Source organism: Xenorhabdus sp. PB62.4 (assembly GCF_014467285.1).
Classification (GTDB): Bacteria; Pseudomonadota; Gammaproteobacteria; order Enterobacterales; family Enterobacteriaceae; genus Xenorhabdus.
Genome location: NZ_NKHR01000004.1, coordinates 150,877 through 168,314, shown reverse-complemented (window position 1 = coordinate 168,314; position 17,438 = coordinate 150,877). Strand labels below are relative to the sequence as shown.

Here is a 17,438-nt window from a genome sequence, read left to right as displayed (position 1 = left end):
CAAATTTCAGTAAGTGTACCTGATTTTTTGTGTTTTTTCTTAGAAGCTATCGTTTTAAGTAACAAGTTGTTCACAAAATGATTTGACAATCGTGTTTGGTTATAAAATAAATGTATATACAACATGAAAACTGATATCAATAAGAAAAAAATAACAGGACGATAATAATGTCGATTGAACTGAAAGATACCGATGTTATTTGGCGTAATGCCAGACTTGCCACAATGAACCCTACACTTAATAACATTGATGGCAAAAATAATTATGGAATGTTAGAGCAGCATGATCTCATTGTTCGGAATGAAAAAATCTTAGCGATTTTGCCAACAGATAGCGTACCAATCAATAACTGCAAAATTATCGATGTGGAACAGCGACTAATCACACCCGGATTGATTGACTGTCATACTCACCTCGTTTTTGGTGGTAATCGTGCATCTGAATGGGAACAGCGTTTGAATGGGGTTTCTTATGAAGAAATTAGCGCTAAAGGCGGGGGAATTAACTCCACGGTCAATGCCACTCGCAATAGTTCGGCTCAACAATTGGAAAAGTCCGCCCAGAAGCGCCTCAATGCGTTGATTGCTGAAGGTGTAACAATCATTGAAATGAAATCAGGCTATGGGTTGGATCTGGAAAATGAAGAGAAACAGTTGAATGTCGTGCGGGCACTGGCAGAGAAAAACCCCATTGAAATTAGCCCAACACTGCTGTCTGCTCATGCAGTTCCACCTGAATATAAACACAATCCTGATGCCTATATTGATTTAGTTTGTGATTCCATCCTTCCCACACTTTGGCAGAAACAGTTATTCGAATCCGTGGATGTGTTCTGCGAATCTGTCGGTTTTAATCTCAACCAGACTAAACGCCTGTTTGATGCAGCCAGGTGCCTGAATATCCCTGTAAAAGGCCATGTTGAGCAACTTTCTAATTTGGGAGGAAGTGAACTGGTTGCTGAATATCAGGGCTGGTCAGTTGACCATATAGAATATTTGGATGAAAAAGGCATTAGAGCTATCAGCCGTAGTGGAACGGTTGCCGTGTTGTTGCCTGGGGCATTTTATTTCCTGAAAGAGACTCAGCGTCCGCCTATCGCATTATTGCGCAAATACGCTGTTCCGATGGCTCTTTCAACAGATTTTAACCCCGGTACCAGTCCTTTCGCCTCCTTACGTCTGATTATGAATATGGCTTGTGTACAATTTGGTTTAACTCCAGAAGAGGCATGGCAAGGCGTTACAACCCATGCGGCTCGCGCATTAGGACGTGCAAATAGCCATGGTCAACTGGCTGTTGGCTATATGGCGGATTTCGTTGTCTGGGATGCTCACAATCCAGTGGATATTTTATATGAACTGGGACATAACCCATTGGTTTATCGTGTTTATCGCGGAGAAATAACGCGTCACGAACATTTGAATCACTTTGGCGATAATAGTATTAACAATAATAGTATTAGCAATAATTAATGGTGGCGAGGGAAAGAAAATGAATTTATGGCATCCAACATCAGAAAACATTTGGCAAGGGCGCAATGATCTTGCAGAAGCAAATAATGCTTTGCGTATATTCCAGACAATAAAACAGCCCGCCAGTTTTTCCCCTGAAGAATTTCCTCATCACATTGCACTATTGGGATTTGAGTGCGATGAAGGAGTCAAACTTAACCAAGGTCGTCCGGGAGCGAAATTGGGCCCTGAATATTTACGTCAATCATTAGCAAATCTGGCTAGTTATGATGGTCATGATCGTCTGGTGGATTTGGGCAATATTCGTGCCAATCCCGAAAAATTAAGTGAAGCGCAGAATGCCCTTAGTGATGCGGTATATCATTGCCTGCAACATAATATGAAGACAATGATTTTTGGTGGGGGACATGAAACGGCATTCGCGCATGGAATGGGAATTTATCGTGCGTTTCCGACACAACGTATAGGTATTATTAATTTTGATGCCCATTTGGATTTGCGCAATGCACCGCAGCCCACATCCGGTACACCATTCCGACAGCTTGCCCATTATTGTCAGCAACATCATCGCCCGTTTAATTACTCCTGTATCGGAGCCAGCCTGGCGTCGAATACGCAAGCGTTGTTGGATGAGGCTAATCACCTTGATGTTACCATTATCTGGGATACACATTGTGTTGAGTCCATGATGGACAAGGTACAGCAGCAAGTACAAGATATCATTAATCAAGTTGATATTATTTATATGACTATCGATTTGGATGTGTTGCCAATTTGGCAAATGCCAGCAGTTTCTGCGCCGGCTGCGTTGGGTGTTCCGCTGGAACGTTTATTACCATTAGTTCAACTTATTTGTCAGAGCAAAAAGTTACAAGCCGTAGATTTGGTCGAACTTAACCCCTTGTATGACATTCAAGGTATGGGAGGAAAAGCGGCGGCTCGTCTTGCGTGGCAGTTGGTGCACTGGTGGAATGAATAGTTGGTGAAGTGAATAACTCGTGAATTGAATAAAAAGTAAGAAGGAAGGAATAGTGACGGCTGATTTATCAGATACATTTGCCAAGCCAGTGCCTTTGTATGCGAAAGTCAAACAAGCGATTATTGAAAAAATCTATACAGGGGAATGGAAACCGCATGATCGGGTACCCTCTGAGGCGGAATTGGTCAAGCAATTTAACTGTAGTCGCATGACAGCTAACAGAGCACTGAGAGAGCTGACAGCAGAAGGCTTCCTATTCCGTCTGCAAGGCGTGGGGTCGTTTGTTTCTGAACCTAAGGGGCAGTCCGCGCTGTTTGAGATCCACAGTATTGCGGATGAAATAGCTTCGCGCGCTCATCAGCACAGTTGCAAGGTACTGAAGCTTTCTGAAGTCAACGCTAATATGACACAGGCAGCGGAATTTGGTATTCCTGTAGGTTCGCTTATCTACCATTCCATCATTGTGCATTATGAAAACGATCTGCCTGTGCAAATTGAAGATCGTTATGTCAATGCTCAAGCTGCGCCGGAATATCTGAGGCAAGATTTCAGTCGGCAAACTGCTCATGATTACTTATCACAAGTAGCGCCTTTGACAGAAGGAGAGCATATCGTTGAAGCCGTTGCAGGAGATGCCCGTTCTTGCCGGTTACTGCAAATTGAAGCAAATACGCCTTGTTTGTTAATCAGTCGTCGAACTTGGTCGAAAAAGTTCATTGTTTCCAGTGCTAAGCTATTGTTTCCAGGGCATCGATATAAATTAAAAGGACATTTTAGTTCATAGCTCGCTTATTGGGTTATAAAAACCTCTTTAACTCCAAAAGGAAAAGAGGTTTTTTTATTATTGATTGTGACAACAATGTAAAGTGAATGTGATATAAAACACAAAACCAGCAAAAAAATCAACCAATCTATTACCCGATAAATCATTATCATCTTATTGATTTTTATAGGAATGATAATGCCCTCCACACTATCAACTTTATCTCTGTCACATTTTTGCCTATTGAATATACATGTATATACAACTATACAATTAACAAAATTCATAACGATGAAATAGGTAAAACCGTGACGATACAAAATAATAAATTCAGCAACGTAATTATTCGTGCCCCTAGAGGAACACAACTCACAGCAAAAAGTTGGTTGACGGAAGCTCCACTCCGTATGCTTATGAACAACCTTGATCCCGAAGTGGCTGAGAATCCAAACGAATTAGTGGTTTATGGTGGAATCGGCCGTGCAGCCAGAAATTGGGATTGTTATGAGAAAATCGTTGACACGCTGAAAAATCTGGAAAATGACGAAACTTTATTAGTGCAGTCAGGTAAGCCTGTGGGGGTTTTCAAAACACATGAAAACGCACCACGTGTATTAATTGCAAACTCGAATTTAGTTCCACATTGGGCAACGTGGGAACATTTTAATGAACTGGATGCCAAGGGATTGGCAATGTATGGCCAGATGACAGCGGGAAGCTGGATATATATTGGCAGTCAGGGCATTGTTCAAGGGACTTACGAAACTTTTGTGGAAGCAGGGCGTCAGCATTACAACGACGATTTAACCGGACGTTGGGTATTGACTGCGGGGTTGGGCGGCATGGGCGGTGCACAGCCACTGGCAGCAACGTTGGCAGGGGCATCTTCACTGACCATAGAATGTCAACAAAGCCGCATTGATTTTCGTCTTCGCACTAAATACGTGGACGAACAGGCCAATGATCTGGACGATGCGCTGGCGCGTATTGAGCGCTATTCCCGTAAAGGTAAAGCAGTATCAATAGCCTTGTGCGGCAATGCGGCAGAGATTTTACCTGAGTTGGTACGCCGTGGTATTCGTCCTGATATGGTCACAGATCAAACCAGCGCACATGATCCATTACATGGTTATTTGCCTGTGGGTTGGACGTGGGAAGAATATTGTCGCCGCGCTGAGATCGAGCCAGAAGTCGTTATTCAGGCGGCAAAAGCTTCAATGGCTGTACATGTTGAAGCCATGCTGGCTTTCCAGAAGCAGGGAATACCTACTTTCGATTATGGCAATAACATCCGTCAAATGGCGAAAGAAATGGGAGTTGAGCACGCCTTTGATTTCCCGGGGTTTGTTCCTGCTTATATTCGTCCTCTGTTCTGCCGTGGTATCGGGCCTTTCCGTTGGGCGGCACTTTCCGGTGATCCTGAAGACATTTATAAAACCGATGCCAAGGTAAAAGAATTGCTGCCGGATGACACCCATTTACACCATTGGTTAGATATGGCGAAAGAGCGTATTAGTTTCCAGGGCTTACCTGCGCGTATTTGTTGGGTGGGATTGGGCGATCGTGCGAAATTGGGATTGGCCTTCAATGAAATGGTACGCAGTGGAGAACTTTCTGCACCAATCGTAATTGGCCGTGACCATTTGGATTCTGGTTCTGTAGCCAGCCCTAACCGTGAAACTGAATCCATGCAGGATGGTTCCGATGCGGTTTCTGACTGGCCATTACTGAATGCTTTGCTAAATACAGCCGGCGGTGCGACGTGGGTTTCCCTGCATCATGGTGGTGGCGTTGGGATGGGATTCTCACAGCATTCGGGCATGGTCATTGTCTGCGATGGTACTGATGAAGCGGCAGAACGTATTGCTCGTGTACTGCATAACGATCCGGCGACAGGAGTTATGCGTCATGCTGATGCGGGTTATGAGCTGGCTATCCAGTGTGCGAAAGAGCAGGGATTGAACCTGCCAATGATTGATACAAAATAAGAGGCGTTATTGATATGAAAAATATTACTATTCATCCAGGAAAAATGACGCTTGAAGAATTACGCCATGTTTATCAGCATCCTGTTCACATCAGTTTGGATGAACAATGTTTCCCTGCCATTGAAAACAGCGTTGCTTGTGTGAATCGCATTATCAGTGAAAACAGAACCGCTTATGGTATAAACACGGGGTTTGGTTTGCTGGCGCACACTCGCATTGCAGAACAAGATTTGGAAGAGTTACAGCGTTCTATCGTACTGTCACATGCAGCGGGAGTAGGCGAGCCTTTGCCGGATGAAATTGTCCGCTTGATTATGGTGCTGAAAATCAACAGCCTTGCCCGTGGTTATTCTGGAATTCGTCTGGACGTTATTCAGAGCTTGATTACATTGGTTAATGCTGAAGTTTATCCTTGTATTCCAAGTAAAGGCTCAGTCGGGGCATCAGGAGATTTAGCGCCATTGGCACATATGAGCTTGCTATTGTTGGGCGAAGGTAAGGCCCGTTATCGCGGTGAATGGTTGCCTGCCAAAGTCGCGCTGGAAAAAGCAGGACTCAAGCCAATTAACTTAGTCGCAAAAGAAGGATTGGCGCTGCTTAATGGAACACAAACTTCAACCGCTTTTGCCCTGAAAGGTCTTTTTGCAGCAGAGGATTTACTGGCTTCGGCTGTTATTTGTGGTGCGCTGTCTGTTGAAGCGGCCCTTGGCTCCCGTAAACCATTTGATGCGCGTATTCATGAAGCGCGTGGTCAGAAAGGCCAAATTGATGTGGCAACCCTTTATCGTCTGGTTTTGGAAGAGCAAAGTGGTATCTCTGAATCCCACGAGAACTGTTCTAAAGTTCAGGATCCTTATTCATTGCGTTGTCAGCCACAAGTGATGGGGGCTTGCTTAACTCAGCTCCGTCATGCTGCCGATGTCATTATGGTTGAAGCTAATGCAGTTTCTGATAACCCGTTGGTATTTACTGAAGAAGATGAAGTGATTTCGGGTGGTAACTTCCATGCGGAACCTGTCGCTATGGCATCGGATAATCTGGCTATTGCTTTGGCAGAAATGGGTTCCTTATCAGAACGCCGTATTGCTTTGCTGATGGACAGCAATATGTCTCAGTTGCCACCATTCTTAGTTGAGAACAGCGGCGTGAACTCCGGTTTTATGATTGCGCAAGTCACTGCGGCGGCGTTGGCGAGTGAAAACAAAGCGCTGGCACATCCTTCCAGTGTTGATAGCCTGCCAACTTCTGCCAATCAGGAAGACCATGTATCAATGGCACCAGCCGCTGGTCGTCGCTTATGGGAAATGGCAGGTAACGTGCGTGGAATTTTAGCAATTGAATGGTTGACTGCTTGTCAGGGCATGGATTTTCGTCATGGATTGAAGAGCAGCACAATACTGGAAAAAGCCCGCCATATTTTGCGTGATAAAGTCGCACATTATGATAAAGACCGCTTTTTCGCGCCAGATATTGATGCAGCCATTCAACTGTTGATTGAGCAGCGACTTTCTGCATTGTTGCCTGCTGGCAAGATCTTAGAAAATTAATCACAAACACATCGTTTTTAGGCCGGATAAACCCGGCCTTATCGTAGTATTTATCTTTTCCAATCTAATAATAAAAGACACAAGGATAAATCATGCAAAACATTTCACAACTCAAGCGAGGGTTAAGTGTTCGCCACATCCGATTTATGGCACTGGGATCGGCAATTGGCACGGGGCTTTTCTATGGCTCGGCAGAAGCCATTAAAGCCGCAGGGCCGGCGGTATTGCTTGCCTATACCATTGGCGGTGCCGCAGTTTTCATGGTCATGCGGGCGTTGGGAGAAATGGCGGTTCATCGCTCTGAACCAGGCTCTTTCTCTTATTATGCGACTCACTACTTAGGGCCATTAGCAGGTTTTCTAACCGGATGGACTTACGTTTTCGAAATGCTGGTTGTTTGTCTCGCTGATGTCACGGCATTTGGCATCTATATGAAACTCTGGTTTCCCCATGTTGATCAGTGGATTTGGGTACTCAGCATTGTCTTCTTCATTGGGGCAATAAATTTATGTAATGTCAAAGTGTTTGGTGAAATGGAATTTTGGCTTTCCATCATCAAAGTCGCTGCGATTATTGCCATGATTGTCGGTGGTTTTGCCATTATGATGTATGGTTTCGGTCAAGAAGCCGGGCATATCACTGGCCTGTCAAATTTATGGGAACATGGCGGATTCATGCCAAATGGCATTGCGGGTGTAATAGCTTCGTTTACGGTCGTTATGTTTGCATTTGGCGGTATTGAAGTCATCGGCATCACCGCCAGTGAAGCAAAAAATCCGGAGAAATCTATCCCGCGTGCAATCAATGCCGTTCCGTTCCGCATCTTGCTGTTCTATGTTCTTACCCTGTTTGTTTTGATGTGCATTTACCCGTGGAATCAAGTGGGGCAAAACGGCAGTCCGTTTGTGCAGATATTCTCCAGTCTGGGTATTAATTCAGCAGCGAATATTTTGAATATTGTTGTGATTACTGCTGCAATTTCAGCGATCAACAGCGATATCTTTGGTGCTGGTCGGATGATGTATGGCATGGCGCAAGAGAAACAGGCACCGGCTGCTTTTACACAATTAACTAAAAACGGCGTACCGTGGATAACCGTATTGGTCATGTCAGGTGTTTTATTACTTGGTGTTGTTTTGAATTACTATCTGCCGGGAAAAGTTTTCGGAATCATTGCTTCAATCGCCACATTTGCCACTGTCTGGGTATGGTTGATGATCCTGCTGTCACAATACATGATGCGTCGTAAAATGCCCGCACAAGAAGCAAAACAGCTTAAATTTCCTGTTCCTTTCTGGCCTATAGCTCCACTTCTGACGATAGCATTTATGGCGTTTGTCATTGCTGTCTTGGGCTATTTTCCAAATACCCGGATTGCATTATACGTAGGGATAGTATGGATAGTATTACTGACTATTAGCTATTATTTATGGGTGAAAAAACCAAGTCATAGCTAACCCTCCCATACCACCCTATGTATATAGGGTGGTATGTTTTTGCCTTTCCAAATACATTTTATTCGTAGTCGCGTTAGCTTCCCTGGAAAACTCTTTTTCTTAATACGATGTTTTGTGAATACAATTTCATCTTAAGATAACTCTGTGCTAAGAAAGCTGATTTGTGTTCTGGATCATGGCAAACTAACGAGTTGATATATCTTTTTTGTTGTTTGGAGGTGTTTTTTGGATAAGATTTTAGTCGATGAGGCTGTTGCAGAGCTGCGTACCATTTTAGATATGTTGCGTTGGTCTACCAGCCGTTTTAGCGAATCGAATATCTATTGTGGACATACTACATGTAATCCGTGGGACGAGGCTTTGCAATTAGTTCTTCCTTCATTGCGTTTGCCTATGGATGTCCCTGATTCAATGATGGCTTCACGCCTGACATCAACAGAGCGTCAACGCATCGTGGAACTTGTCTTGCGTCGTATTAATGAACGTGTTCCTGTTGCTTATTTGATAAATCGAGCTTGGTTCTGTGGTCATGAGTTTTATGTCGATGAGCGAGTTTTGATTCCACGTTCACTGATTAGAGATGTGATTGAAAACCACTTTGAAGGGCTTATTTCACGTCAGCCATCAACAATTTTGGATCTTTGTACAGGAAGTGGTTGTATTGCAATTGCCTGTGCCCATGCCTTTCCAGAAGCTGAAGTTGATGCTGTTGATATTTCTCCTGATGCTTTGGAAGTTGCAGAAATAAATATAGAGAATCATAAGCTTTCTCACCGCGTAATCCCGATTCGTTCAGATCTATTTCATGATATACCATCGGTGAAATACGACATCATTGTCACTAATCCTCCTTATGTCGATGAAGAAGATATGAGTGATTTTCCTCAGGAATACGCTCATGAACCTGAATTAGCCATGGCTGCAGGTATTGACGGGTTGGATTTGGTTCGTCGTATTCTGGCAACTGCCCCGGATTTCCTTTCAGAAGATGGAATACTGGTATGTGAAGTAGGTAACAGTATGGTACACCTGATTGAGCAATACCCTGAAGTACCATTCAAATGGCTGACATTCGAACATGATTATGGTGATGGTGTTTTCGTGCTGACTCGCCAGCAGCTTGTTGAGCATCACGAATATTTCCAGCAATTCAAAGACTGATATTTTTCAGTTATCCAATGGCTAAAACAGATTTTCTATTAAACGATACCCGATAGATTTCAAGTTGTAGCACAACGGCAAAGAATCAATTTTCGGCCATACAATTAATTGTATGGCCGAAATGGATAAACACCGCTAACTTGCAAAATGGAAGGTATAAAGGAAAATAAAATTGATGAAATAAGTTAGGCTTTGATCATTGGGTGAGTTATTGTTATTTAATCTCATTTTTAACTCATAAATAATGATGGCAGGGTAGGAATGGCAGGCAATAGTATTGGGCAGTTCTTTCGTGTTACCACGTTTGGCGAATCTCACGGAATCGCATTGGGATGTATTGTGGATGGTGTTCCTCCGGGCATTGCTATCACAGAAGCTGATTTACAAGGCGACTTAGACAGACGTCGTCCCGGAACTTCCCGTTATACAACACAGCGTCGGGAGCCTGATCAGGTTCGCATTCTTTCGGGGGTTTTTAACGGAGTAACGACAGGAACCAGCATTGGCCTGATAATCGAAAATACCGATCAGCGCTCACAAGATTACAGTGCGATTAAAGATGTTTTCCGTCCGGGACATGCTGATTATACCTACGAACAGAAATATGGGCTGCGTGATTATCGTGGCGGTGGGCGCTCCTCAGCTCGTGAAACCGCAATGCGCGTTGCGGCAGGGGCGATCGCCAAAAAATACCTGCTTGAAAAACATGGCATTCTTATTCGTGCCTGCCTGACTCAGATGGGCGATATTCATTGCGAATTGAAAGATTGGGCACTGGTTGAACAGAACCCTTTTTTCTGCCCTGATGAGAGTAAATTGACTCAACTTGATGAATTACTGCGAACACTGAAAAAAGAAGGCGACTCTATTGGTGCGAAAGTCACGGTAGTAGCTGAAAATGTTCCTGCGGGATTGGGAGAACCGGTTTTTGATCGTCTGGACGCGGATATTGCTCATGCTTTGATGAGTATTAATGCGGTGAAAGGCGTTGAAATTGGTGACGGTTTTGGTGTTGTTAATTTACGTGGCAGTGAAAACCGCGATGAAATCACAATGCAGGGATTCAGCAGTAATCATGCCGGCGGCATTTTGGGTGGAATTAGCAGCAGCCAACCGATTATCGCTCATATTGCCCTGAAACCGACATCCAGCATTATGGTGCCAGGCAAAACAATCAACCGTCAGGGAGAAGAAGTGGATATGGTGACCCGTGGCCGCCATGATCCTTGTGTGGGTATCCGTGCTGTCCCTATCACAGAAGCCATGATGGCGATAGTGCTGATGGATCATTTGCTGCGCCAGCGAGCGCAATGTGCTGATGTGATACCCCCGCTTCCACGTTGGTAGTGAGGATACTGATACGTACTTCGATTGATACCGAAAGATATCGTAATAATTGGCAAGCAGTTTTCTGGTGAAATGAAGAATGGAATGGTCATCATTGAGTCTTGAGATTTACGGTTTTCTCTTTTTGGTTGCGATAGTTGCAGGATTTATTGATTCCATTGCCGGTGGGGGAGGGTTATTAACCATTCCCGCTTTATTATCAGTAGGTGTTTCCCCTGTCCAAACATTGGCGACGAGTAAACTTCAGGCTGTAGGTAGTTCGTTCTCTGCCAGCCTTTACTTTATTCGTCGTAAAGCCGTGGATTGGCGTTCCCAGCGTTTTGCTATCTTCATGACAATGATTGGAGCCATGTTGGGTGCTTTGCTGGTTCAATTCATGTCACCGGATTTTCTGCGTTATTTGTTGCCAATATTTGTGATACTCATTGGTCTTTACTTTTTATTGGTACCCAATATTGGAGCAGAAGATCGGCAACATCGCCTTGGCCCGGTTGCATTTGGTTGCCTCGCAGGGTGTGGAATAGGTTTTTATGACGGTGTGTTTGGGCCGGGAGCGGGATCTTTTTTCGCACTATGTTATGTCATGCTTTGTGGATACAATTTGGCGAAAGCGACAGCCCATGCCAAGGTGCTGAACTTTGCTTCTAACATTGGTGCTTTAGGCTTCTTTATTATTGGCGGTCAGGTTTTATGGTTGGTGGGTTGTGTGATGCTGATAGGGCAAATGATAGGTGCCCGGTTAGGCGCTGGTTTAGTGCTGAGTAAAGGGCAAAAACTGATCCGCCCAATGTTAGTAACCATATCTTTTTTGATGAGCATCAAACTTCTCTATGATCATCATGGAGATACTATCCGCTCTTGGTTGGCATTTTATTTTTGATTTTAGGGTATTGCATTAATACATGACTGCACATCATTATCAACAACTGATTGAAATTTTTAATAATTGCTTTAGCGATGACTATAACACCCGCTTGATAAAAGGTGATGATGAACCGATTTATCTGCCGGCAGATGATGAAGTGAGCTATAACCGGATTGTATTTGCCCATGGTTTTTATGCCAGTGGATTACATGAAATTTCACATTGGTGTATTGCGGGTGAAGAACGTCGCAAACTGGTCGATTTTGGTTATTGGTATTGCCCTGATGGGCGTGATGCTCAAACACAGGGAGAATTTGAAAAAGTGGAAATCAAACCGCAGTCGTTGGAATGGTTATTTTGCGTTGCGGCGGGTTTCCCCTTTAATATTAGTTGTGACAATCTCGAAGGGGATTTTGAACCTGATCGCTTTGCTTTTCAGCGAAAAGTGCATGCGCAAGTTATGCAATACCTTGAAAATGGAATACCCATACGAGCAGCAAGCTTTATTCAAGGTCTGCAATCGTTTTACAATACGCCTCCACTAAAAGCAGAACATTTTCCTTATCCGGAAAATCCTTTTGCTAATTGAAATTGATCTTGAGGAAAAGATAATGCTCGCAGAGTTTGAAACACGCATTCTGGCGCAAATTGATGACATGGTTGAACATGCCAGTGATGACGAATTATTTGCTGGTGGATACCTCCGTGGGCATTTAACGTTGGCGGTTGCTGAATTAGAGCAAGAAGGGGCAAATACCGTTGAACAGCTTCATCAGCGTGTGGAAGAAAGTGTCCATAAAGCGATTAAAGCGGGAGAACTGGCCCCGCCAGATCAAGTTTTGGTCTTGGCAACTTGGCAGAAACTGCTGGATAGTGCGCAAGTTTAATTTATTGACACAGAAATAATTCTAATGGGGGCTATTTATGTAGCCCTTTATTTTTTCTGATGGTTAGAGGTAATTAACCCTCCACGATTACAAAAAAATTTGTGGTACTTCTCAATAATTAGAATAAATAGCGAAAATCCAATTTTTATTGATCTTTTTATAGTGAATATAGAGTACAGTTACTTTGGCTTTAATATATTGGATGTAATAGAATAAATATGAAATAGAAAAATAATGCGCTATTTTTTATTGTTTTAGAATAATTTTCCATATGACATTAAAATAATATAAAAACATAGTATGTTTTAAGGGAGATGAATGGAAATGTTGATTTTTATTTAAAACAATCAAGTTGTTAGTGGAACGACTGATGATTAAAATAAATAGGAGTGTTAGAGTAGTGATAAAACAGGGTAGAAAATAGAGTGTTTTCTTACCTAATTAAGTAACTTGAATTAATAAACAAAATATCGATGTGAATACGCAATTAGCCCAATGTGCCATAAGAACTGTCTTCCAGAACGGAAAAAAGAATAACAGTAATTAGCGGCATGAAACCTTAATAGATCGCTAAGAGTTTGATAGGTTAGAGGAACAATTATAAAAAAAGAATAGATAACATTTCATCTTAGAAAAGAGATTGATTTTTCTTAAAAAATGGAAACTGGAAAAGGATATATCAGGAGATGGCGGTATGAAACAGAAAATTAGTTCTGTTCAAAATGAATATGGATATTTTTCCGCAAATAACAAAATACTTTTGTTACCCGAATCGATAAGTTATAACTCCTTAAAATTTGGTTGGAAAAAGGCAATGAGTACAACATTGGAAAAAAGAGTTGAAAATCTGGAATCGGATACTGCACAAATAAAAACAGATGTTGCTGTCATAAAATCAAATTATGCAACAAAATCGGATATTGAAGCCGTGAGTTCATTGGTTCATAAAGAAATAGCTACTGTACGTAATGATATGACAAATGAAATGATATCTATACGTGAGGATATGTCTTTCATGAAACAAGACATTGGTTTTATGAAACAGGATATTGATTTTATGAAAAAAGATATTCTTTACATTAAAGAGGATATTTCTTCCATGAGGAAAGAGATTTCATCTATTCATGTAAGCGTATCAGATAAAATAGTTGCGCAAACCAAATGGATGGTAACAATGATGTTTGGTCTTTCTGGCATAATTCTTGCTGCAATGAAGTTTATGTTTTAAATACTCACTAAAATAAAAAATTTTACATTTGAAGCTGCTTACTGAATCACTACGTCAAATGTTACAAAGTGAAATTGACTACGGGTTTGCTGAAGAACAACGCTGTACAATGAAACGGTTGATCTCTACACCTGAGCATTGTGCTGGTTTTTAAGAATGGAAATATTGGTGTTTCACCAGACACCCTGTTTTTTATGCAGGGTATCTGATATAGATGAGTAAATACCCTTAAGATCTTTCTGTCTTAACAGATTTGCCCCGTAACAACTTTCTCACCCAAAAGCGATTAGGATGTAAAGCTGCTAATGTTTCATCATCTAGAGGTAAGGCTTCTCCAAAAATTTGACTAGCTAATAATTCAGCACTCAAAGGGGCAGAACATAATCCACGGGAACCTAGCGCACCAATAACAAATAGATTAGGGTAACAAGGCGATTCTTCAATAATTTCATCAGACTGTATCTGATGAGGTAAATTTGCATATTTCTCCATGATGCCACTTAAAACAGGAACGTTTCCGACCATTGGCATATGATCCCGAATAACACATCGTATGCCTTGGCGGGACTTTTCTTCTGAGATATCAACTTCCTGTACCCAATCAACATCAGGAAAACATTTCAATAAACGATCACGGTTTTCTTGCTGTTCAATAGAAGAGTACTGTGTATCTAATTGTTGGCGTTGGTAACTGGCACCAATACAGTGATATTGATTATTGGGATTAGCGGGAGTCATATAACCATCGTAACACAGTACACTTTTCAGTTGCCTGAGACTGTTTGTGGTTGGGATATGGCTCACTTGACCGCGAACAGCAGTGACTGGCAGTTTTTTCGTTTGTTCGAACTGCGGCAGACAGTGACCATTGGCAATGATAACGGCGTTATGATTTTTGTATTGTAGGCTTTCCTCATATTCAATCTGCAATTGCCAACTGTTCTCATTTTGAATGAGCTGTGTCACTTTATGATTAAAATTAACCCGCATACCACGTTGCTCAGCAAGTTTTATGACTTCCTGGGTTAATTGTGCAGGGTATAACCAGCCTCCTTGTGGGTAGTGAATGCCATGATAATTAACGTCCAATCCACTGACATGACTTAATTGTTGGCGATCCATCTCAACCGCAATGGCTTCTGGCCATTCGGTTTGCAGCATTTTGTTAATTTTATTGTTGCTCTTTTCATCATAAGCTAATTGACTGACACCACACCATTGGTGGTCAAATGGCACGTTGTCATCAATCAATTGATCATACTGACGTCGGGCAAAAGTAAATGCTGATGTGAAGAAACGCTCTAGTGGATCGTCATTGCCAGTTAGTAAGGGATAAAGGGCTCCCTGCTGGTTACCGGATGCGTTCTGTGCTGGTTGTTCGTCTTGGCAATATAGTGTGACTTTCGCTCCACGGCGCAATAAAGCGAGGGCAGTTAATGCACTTGCGATACCGCCACCGATAATAGCTATATCATCGGGATGGGTGGCGGCTTGGCGAGAAAACCATGGCATGTGGGATAAAGTAAGAGAAGGGTTTTCTGATGGGGATAAAGCGCCTGTCAGCATCTCTCTTTTGCGTCCAAATCCTTTAACCTTTGTGACAGTAAAACCTGCACTCTGCAATCCTCTGCGAACTGTTCCGGCAGATGTAAAAGTTGCAAACGTGCCTCCGGGGCGGCAAAATTTTGCCATTGCAGCGAACAACTGTTCGCTCCACATTTGTGGGTTTTTAGACGGCGCAAAACCATCTAAAAACCAGGCATCAACTTTTCCAATCAGATTCGAATTTATTTTAGGTAAAAGATCATTTACATCCCCAAACCAAAGATCCAATGTAATTGCGCCATTATCCAAAATTAACCTATGGCAACCTGCAAGCGCTAAGGGCCATTGCTGACATAATTGATCAGAAAAGGCCTGAAGTTCTGGCCAACGTTGGTGTGCAGTTTTTAGATCTGCTGGCTTTAATGGGTATTTTTCAAAACTAATGTAATGAAGTCGCTTTAAAGAAGCTTCAGGATTTTGCTGTCTGAAAAGAGAAAACGATCGCCAAAAAGTAAGAAAATTCAATCCAGTACCAAATCCAGTTTCCGCAATGACGCAATTTGAGCGGGGGTGTGTATTGAAACGATCAGGAAAATTATTACCTTTTAAGAATACATATAAAGTTTCTTCTAAGCCATCTTGATTTGAAAAATAAACATCATCAAACTGCTCAGAAACAGGTGTACCCTGTTCATTCCAACTTAGGGTTGCGCTGTTGATAGCACTGTTTTTCACAATAATGCCCGTATGTTGATAAAAATAATATAGGGATTTTAACGGTCTTCATTTGGTTGCACCACCCATGGGTGAGCTGCGGGGTTTAGTCCAGATCAATTTTTTCACATATTTTAACCTGATCGGACTTGTTCGGCGTACAAGTGTACGCTAAAGTGCGGGTGAAAAAATCCCGCGGGTAAACATATTGATGAGGTAAGTAATGAAACGTGCAGTAATCACTGGTCTGGGTATTGTTTCCAGTATTGGTAATAACCAGAAAGAGGTGCTGGAGTCTCTGAAAGAGGGCCGTTCCGGGATAACTTTCTCCGAGGAATTTAAAGAGATAGGAATGCGCAGCCATGTTTGGGGCAATGTAAAACTGGATACATCTGGTTTGATTGACCGCAAAACTCAACGTTTTATGAGTGACGCATCTATTTATGCTTATCTGGCAATGGATGAGGCGATTAAAGATTCTGGCTTATCCGATGAACAAGTCTCTAATCTTCGCACGGGGCTGGTTGTGGGTTCAGGAGGCGGTTCGCCGTATAACCAGGTTGCTGGTTCAGATGGGATGCGCGCCCGTGGATTGCGTGGCGTTGGGCCATATATGGTTACGCGTGCAATGGCTTCCGGTGTGTCAGCTTGCTTAGCAACGCCTTTTAAAATCAAAGGCGTTAACTACTCCATCAGTTCTGCCTGCTCAACTTCTGCACATTGTATCGGTCATGCTGTTGAATTAATCCAACTTGGCAAACAAGATGTTATTTTTGCTGGAGGTGGTGAAGAATTAAGTTGGGAAATGGCATGTGAATTCGATGCGATGGGCGCGCTGTCTACCAAGTATAATGAAACACCAGAACAGGCTTCCCGTACTTATGATCAGAACCGTGATGGTTTTGTAATTGCAGGCGGTGGCGGTATTGTTGTTGTTGAAGAATTAGAGCATGCGTTAGCCCGTGGCGCACATATTTACGCTGAAATTGTGGGTTATGGTGCGAACTCAGATGGTGCGGATATGGTTGCACCTTCAGGAGAAGGTGCTGTGCGCTGTATGAAGATGGCATTGAACGGTATTGAAGGAGAGGTGGATTACATCAATACCCATGGAACTTCGACGCCGGTTGGTGACTTGAAAGAACTAGAAGCTATCAGAGAAGTTTTTGGTGATAACACACCTGCCATTTCTGCCACTAAGGCGATGACTGGGCATTCTTTAGGCGCTGCTGGTGCTCACGAAGCGATCTACAGTTTGTTGATGTTGGAGCATGGCATTATTGCACCAAGCATCAATATTGAAGACTTAGACGAAAAAGCATTGGGCATGAATATTATCACTGAACCTACCGAACGCGAGCTAAGAACAGTCATGTCCAATAGCTTCGGGTTCGGCGGTACAAATGCTTCCCTGGTGATGCGCAAGTATTCAGACTGATTTTTTTAATACTGAAAAAATTATCAGTTAAAATGAAAGCCAATCCA

At 42.7% G+C, this 17,438-nt stretch carries 14 protein-coding genes; 13 read left to right on the top strand and 1 reads right to left on the bottom strand.

Features of this window, described 5'->3' with window-relative positions; all coding sequences use genetic code 11:
• Positions 1–167 precede the first annotated feature (167 nt).
• The 12 genes from hutI to Xenpb_RS05420 all read left to right on the top strand — a co-directional run bounded on the left by hutI (position 168) and on the right by Xenpb_RS05420 (position 13,694).
• Complete coding sequence (gene hutI / locus Xenpb_RS05475; protein ID WP_187653427.1) at positions 168–1,472, top strand: imidazolonepropionase; 1,305 nt, start codon at positions 168–170, stop codon at positions 1,470–1,472.
• A gap of 19 nt (positions 1,473–1,491) precedes the next feature.
• Complete coding sequence (hutG, locus tag Xenpb_RS05470) at positions 1,492–2,451, top strand: formimidoylglutamase (protein WP_187653426.1); 960 nt, start codon at positions 1,492–1,494, stop codon at positions 2,449–2,451.
• Between the two features lie 49 nt (positions 2,452–2,500).
• Positions 2,501–3,235: a histidine utilization repressor gene (gene hutC / locus Xenpb_RS05465; protein WP_187653519.1), complete on the top strand. Its 735-nt coding sequence runs from the start codon at positions 2,501–2,503 to the stop codon at positions 3,233–3,235.
• Positions 3,236–3,522: 287 nt separating this feature from the next.
• Entirely contained in the window at positions 3,523–5,202 is a 1,680-nt protein-coding gene (gene hutU / locus Xenpb_RS05460; protein WP_187653425.1) for a urocanate hydratase, read from the top strand.
• A gap of 14 nt (positions 5,203–5,216) precedes the next feature.
• Positions 5,217–6,749, top strand: coding sequence for a histidine ammonia-lyase (gene hutH, locus Xenpb_RS05455; protein ID WP_187653424.1), 1,533 nt, complete (start codon positions 5,217–5,219; stop codon positions 6,747–6,749).
• Positions 6,750–6,841: 92 nt separating this feature from the next.
• The gene (locus tag Xenpb_RS05450; protein WP_187653423.1) at positions 6,842–8,206 is read left to right on the top strand and encodes an amino acid permease; all 1,365 of its coding nucleotides are present in this window, start codon (positions 6,842–6,844) and stop codon (positions 8,204–8,206) included.
• Positions 8,207–8,431: 225 nt separating this feature from the next.
• Positions 8,432–9,367: a 50S ribosomal protein L3 N(5)-glutamine methyltransferase gene (gene prmB, locus Xenpb_RS05445; RefSeq protein ID WP_187653422.1), complete on the top strand. Its 936-nt coding sequence runs from the start codon at positions 8,432–8,434 to the stop codon at positions 9,365–9,367.
• 261 nt (positions 9,368–9,628) lie between these two features.
• Positions 9,629–10,714: a chorismate synthase gene (aroC, locus tag Xenpb_RS05440; protein ID WP_187653421.1), complete on the top strand. Its 1,086-nt coding sequence runs from the start codon at positions 9,629–9,631 to the stop codon at positions 10,712–10,714.
• Between the two features lie 79 nt (positions 10,715–10,793).
• Positions 10,794–11,594, top strand: a complete 801-nt coding sequence (locus Xenpb_RS05435; RefSeq protein ID WP_187653420.1) for a sulfite exporter TauE/SafE family protein — start codon at positions 10,794–10,796, stop codon at positions 11,592–11,594.
• 22 nt (positions 11,595–11,616) lie between these two features.
• Entirely contained in the window at positions 11,617–12,168 is a 552-nt protein-coding gene (locus Xenpb_RS05430) for an elongation factor P hydroxylase (RefSeq protein WP_187653419.1), read from the top strand.
• A gap of 22 nt (positions 12,169–12,190) precedes the next feature.
• Positions 12,191–12,466 (top strand): YfcL family protein, encoded by a 276-nt coding sequence (locus Xenpb_RS05425; RefSeq protein ID WP_187653418.1) that lies wholly within the window; start codon positions 12,191–12,193, stop codon positions 12,464–12,466.
• Positions 12,467–13,160: 694 nt separating this feature from the next.
• A complete protein-coding gene (locus Xenpb_RS05420; RefSeq protein WP_255523027.1) occupies positions 13,161–13,694 on the top strand; it encodes a hypothetical protein in 534 nt (177 codons plus the stop codon).
• 228 nt (positions 13,695–13,922) lie between these two features.
• Here the strand turns inward: Xenpb_RS05420 and mnmC are convergent, their stop codons facing one another.
• Positions 13,923–15,974, bottom strand: a complete 2,052-nt coding sequence (mnmC, locus tag Xenpb_RS05415) for a bifunctional tRNA (5-methylaminomethyl-2-thiouridine)(34)-methyltransferase MnmD/FAD-dependent 5-carboxymethylaminomethyl-2-thiouridine(34) oxidoreductase MnmC (protein WP_187653417.1) — start codon at positions 15,972–15,974, stop codon at positions 13,923–13,925.
• 202 nt (positions 15,975–16,176) lie between these two features.
• On the opposite strand from mnmC, the gene fabB reads away from it, so the two are divergent.
• Positions 16,177–17,391, top strand: a complete 1,215-nt coding sequence (gene fabB, locus Xenpb_RS05410; protein WP_187653416.1) for a beta-ketoacyl-ACP synthase I — start codon at positions 16,177–16,179, stop codon at positions 17,389–17,391.
• Positions 17,392–17,438 lie beyond the last annotated feature (47 nt).

Excerpts from the sequence above, each read along its gene's own strand:
- Xenpb_RS05435 (WP_187653420.1), top strand. The coding sequence starts at position 10,794 with ATGGAATGGTCATCATTGAGTCTTGAGATTTACGGTTTTCTCTTTTTG.
- Xenpb_RS05430 (WP_187653419.1), top strand. The coding sequence starts at position 11,617 with ATGACTGCACATCATTATCAACAACTGATTGAAATTTTTAATAATTGC.
- fabB (WP_187653416.1), top strand. The coding sequence starts at position 16,177 with ATGAAACGTGCAGTAATCACTGGTCTGGGTATTGTTTCCAGTATTGGT.
- Xenpb_RS05425 (WP_187653418.1), top strand. The coding sequence starts at position 12,191 with ATGCTCGCAGAGTTTGAAACACGCATTCTGGCGCAAATTGATGACATG.
- Xenpb_RS05420 (WP_255523027.1), top strand. The coding sequence starts at position 13,161 with ATGAAACAGAAAATTAGTTCTGTTCAAAATGAATATGGATATTTTTCC.
- Xenpb_RS05450 (WP_187653423.1), top strand. The coding sequence starts at position 6,842 with ATGCAAAACATTTCACAACTCAAGCGAGGGTTAAGTGTTCGCCACATC.
- hutG (WP_187653426.1), top strand. The coding sequence starts at position 1,492 with ATGAATTTATGGCATCCAACATCAGAAAACATTTGGCAAGGGCGCAAT.
- aroC (WP_187653421.1), top strand. The coding sequence starts at position 9,629 with ATGGCAGGCAATAGTATTGGGCAGTTCTTTCGTGTTACCACGTTTGGC.
- hutH (WP_187653424.1), top strand. The coding sequence starts at position 5,217 with ATGAAAAATATTACTATTCATCCAGGAAAAATGACGCTTGAAGAATTA.
- hutI (WP_187653427.1), top strand. The coding sequence starts at position 168 with ATGTCGATTGAACTGAAAGATACCGATGTTATTTGGCGTAATGCCAGA.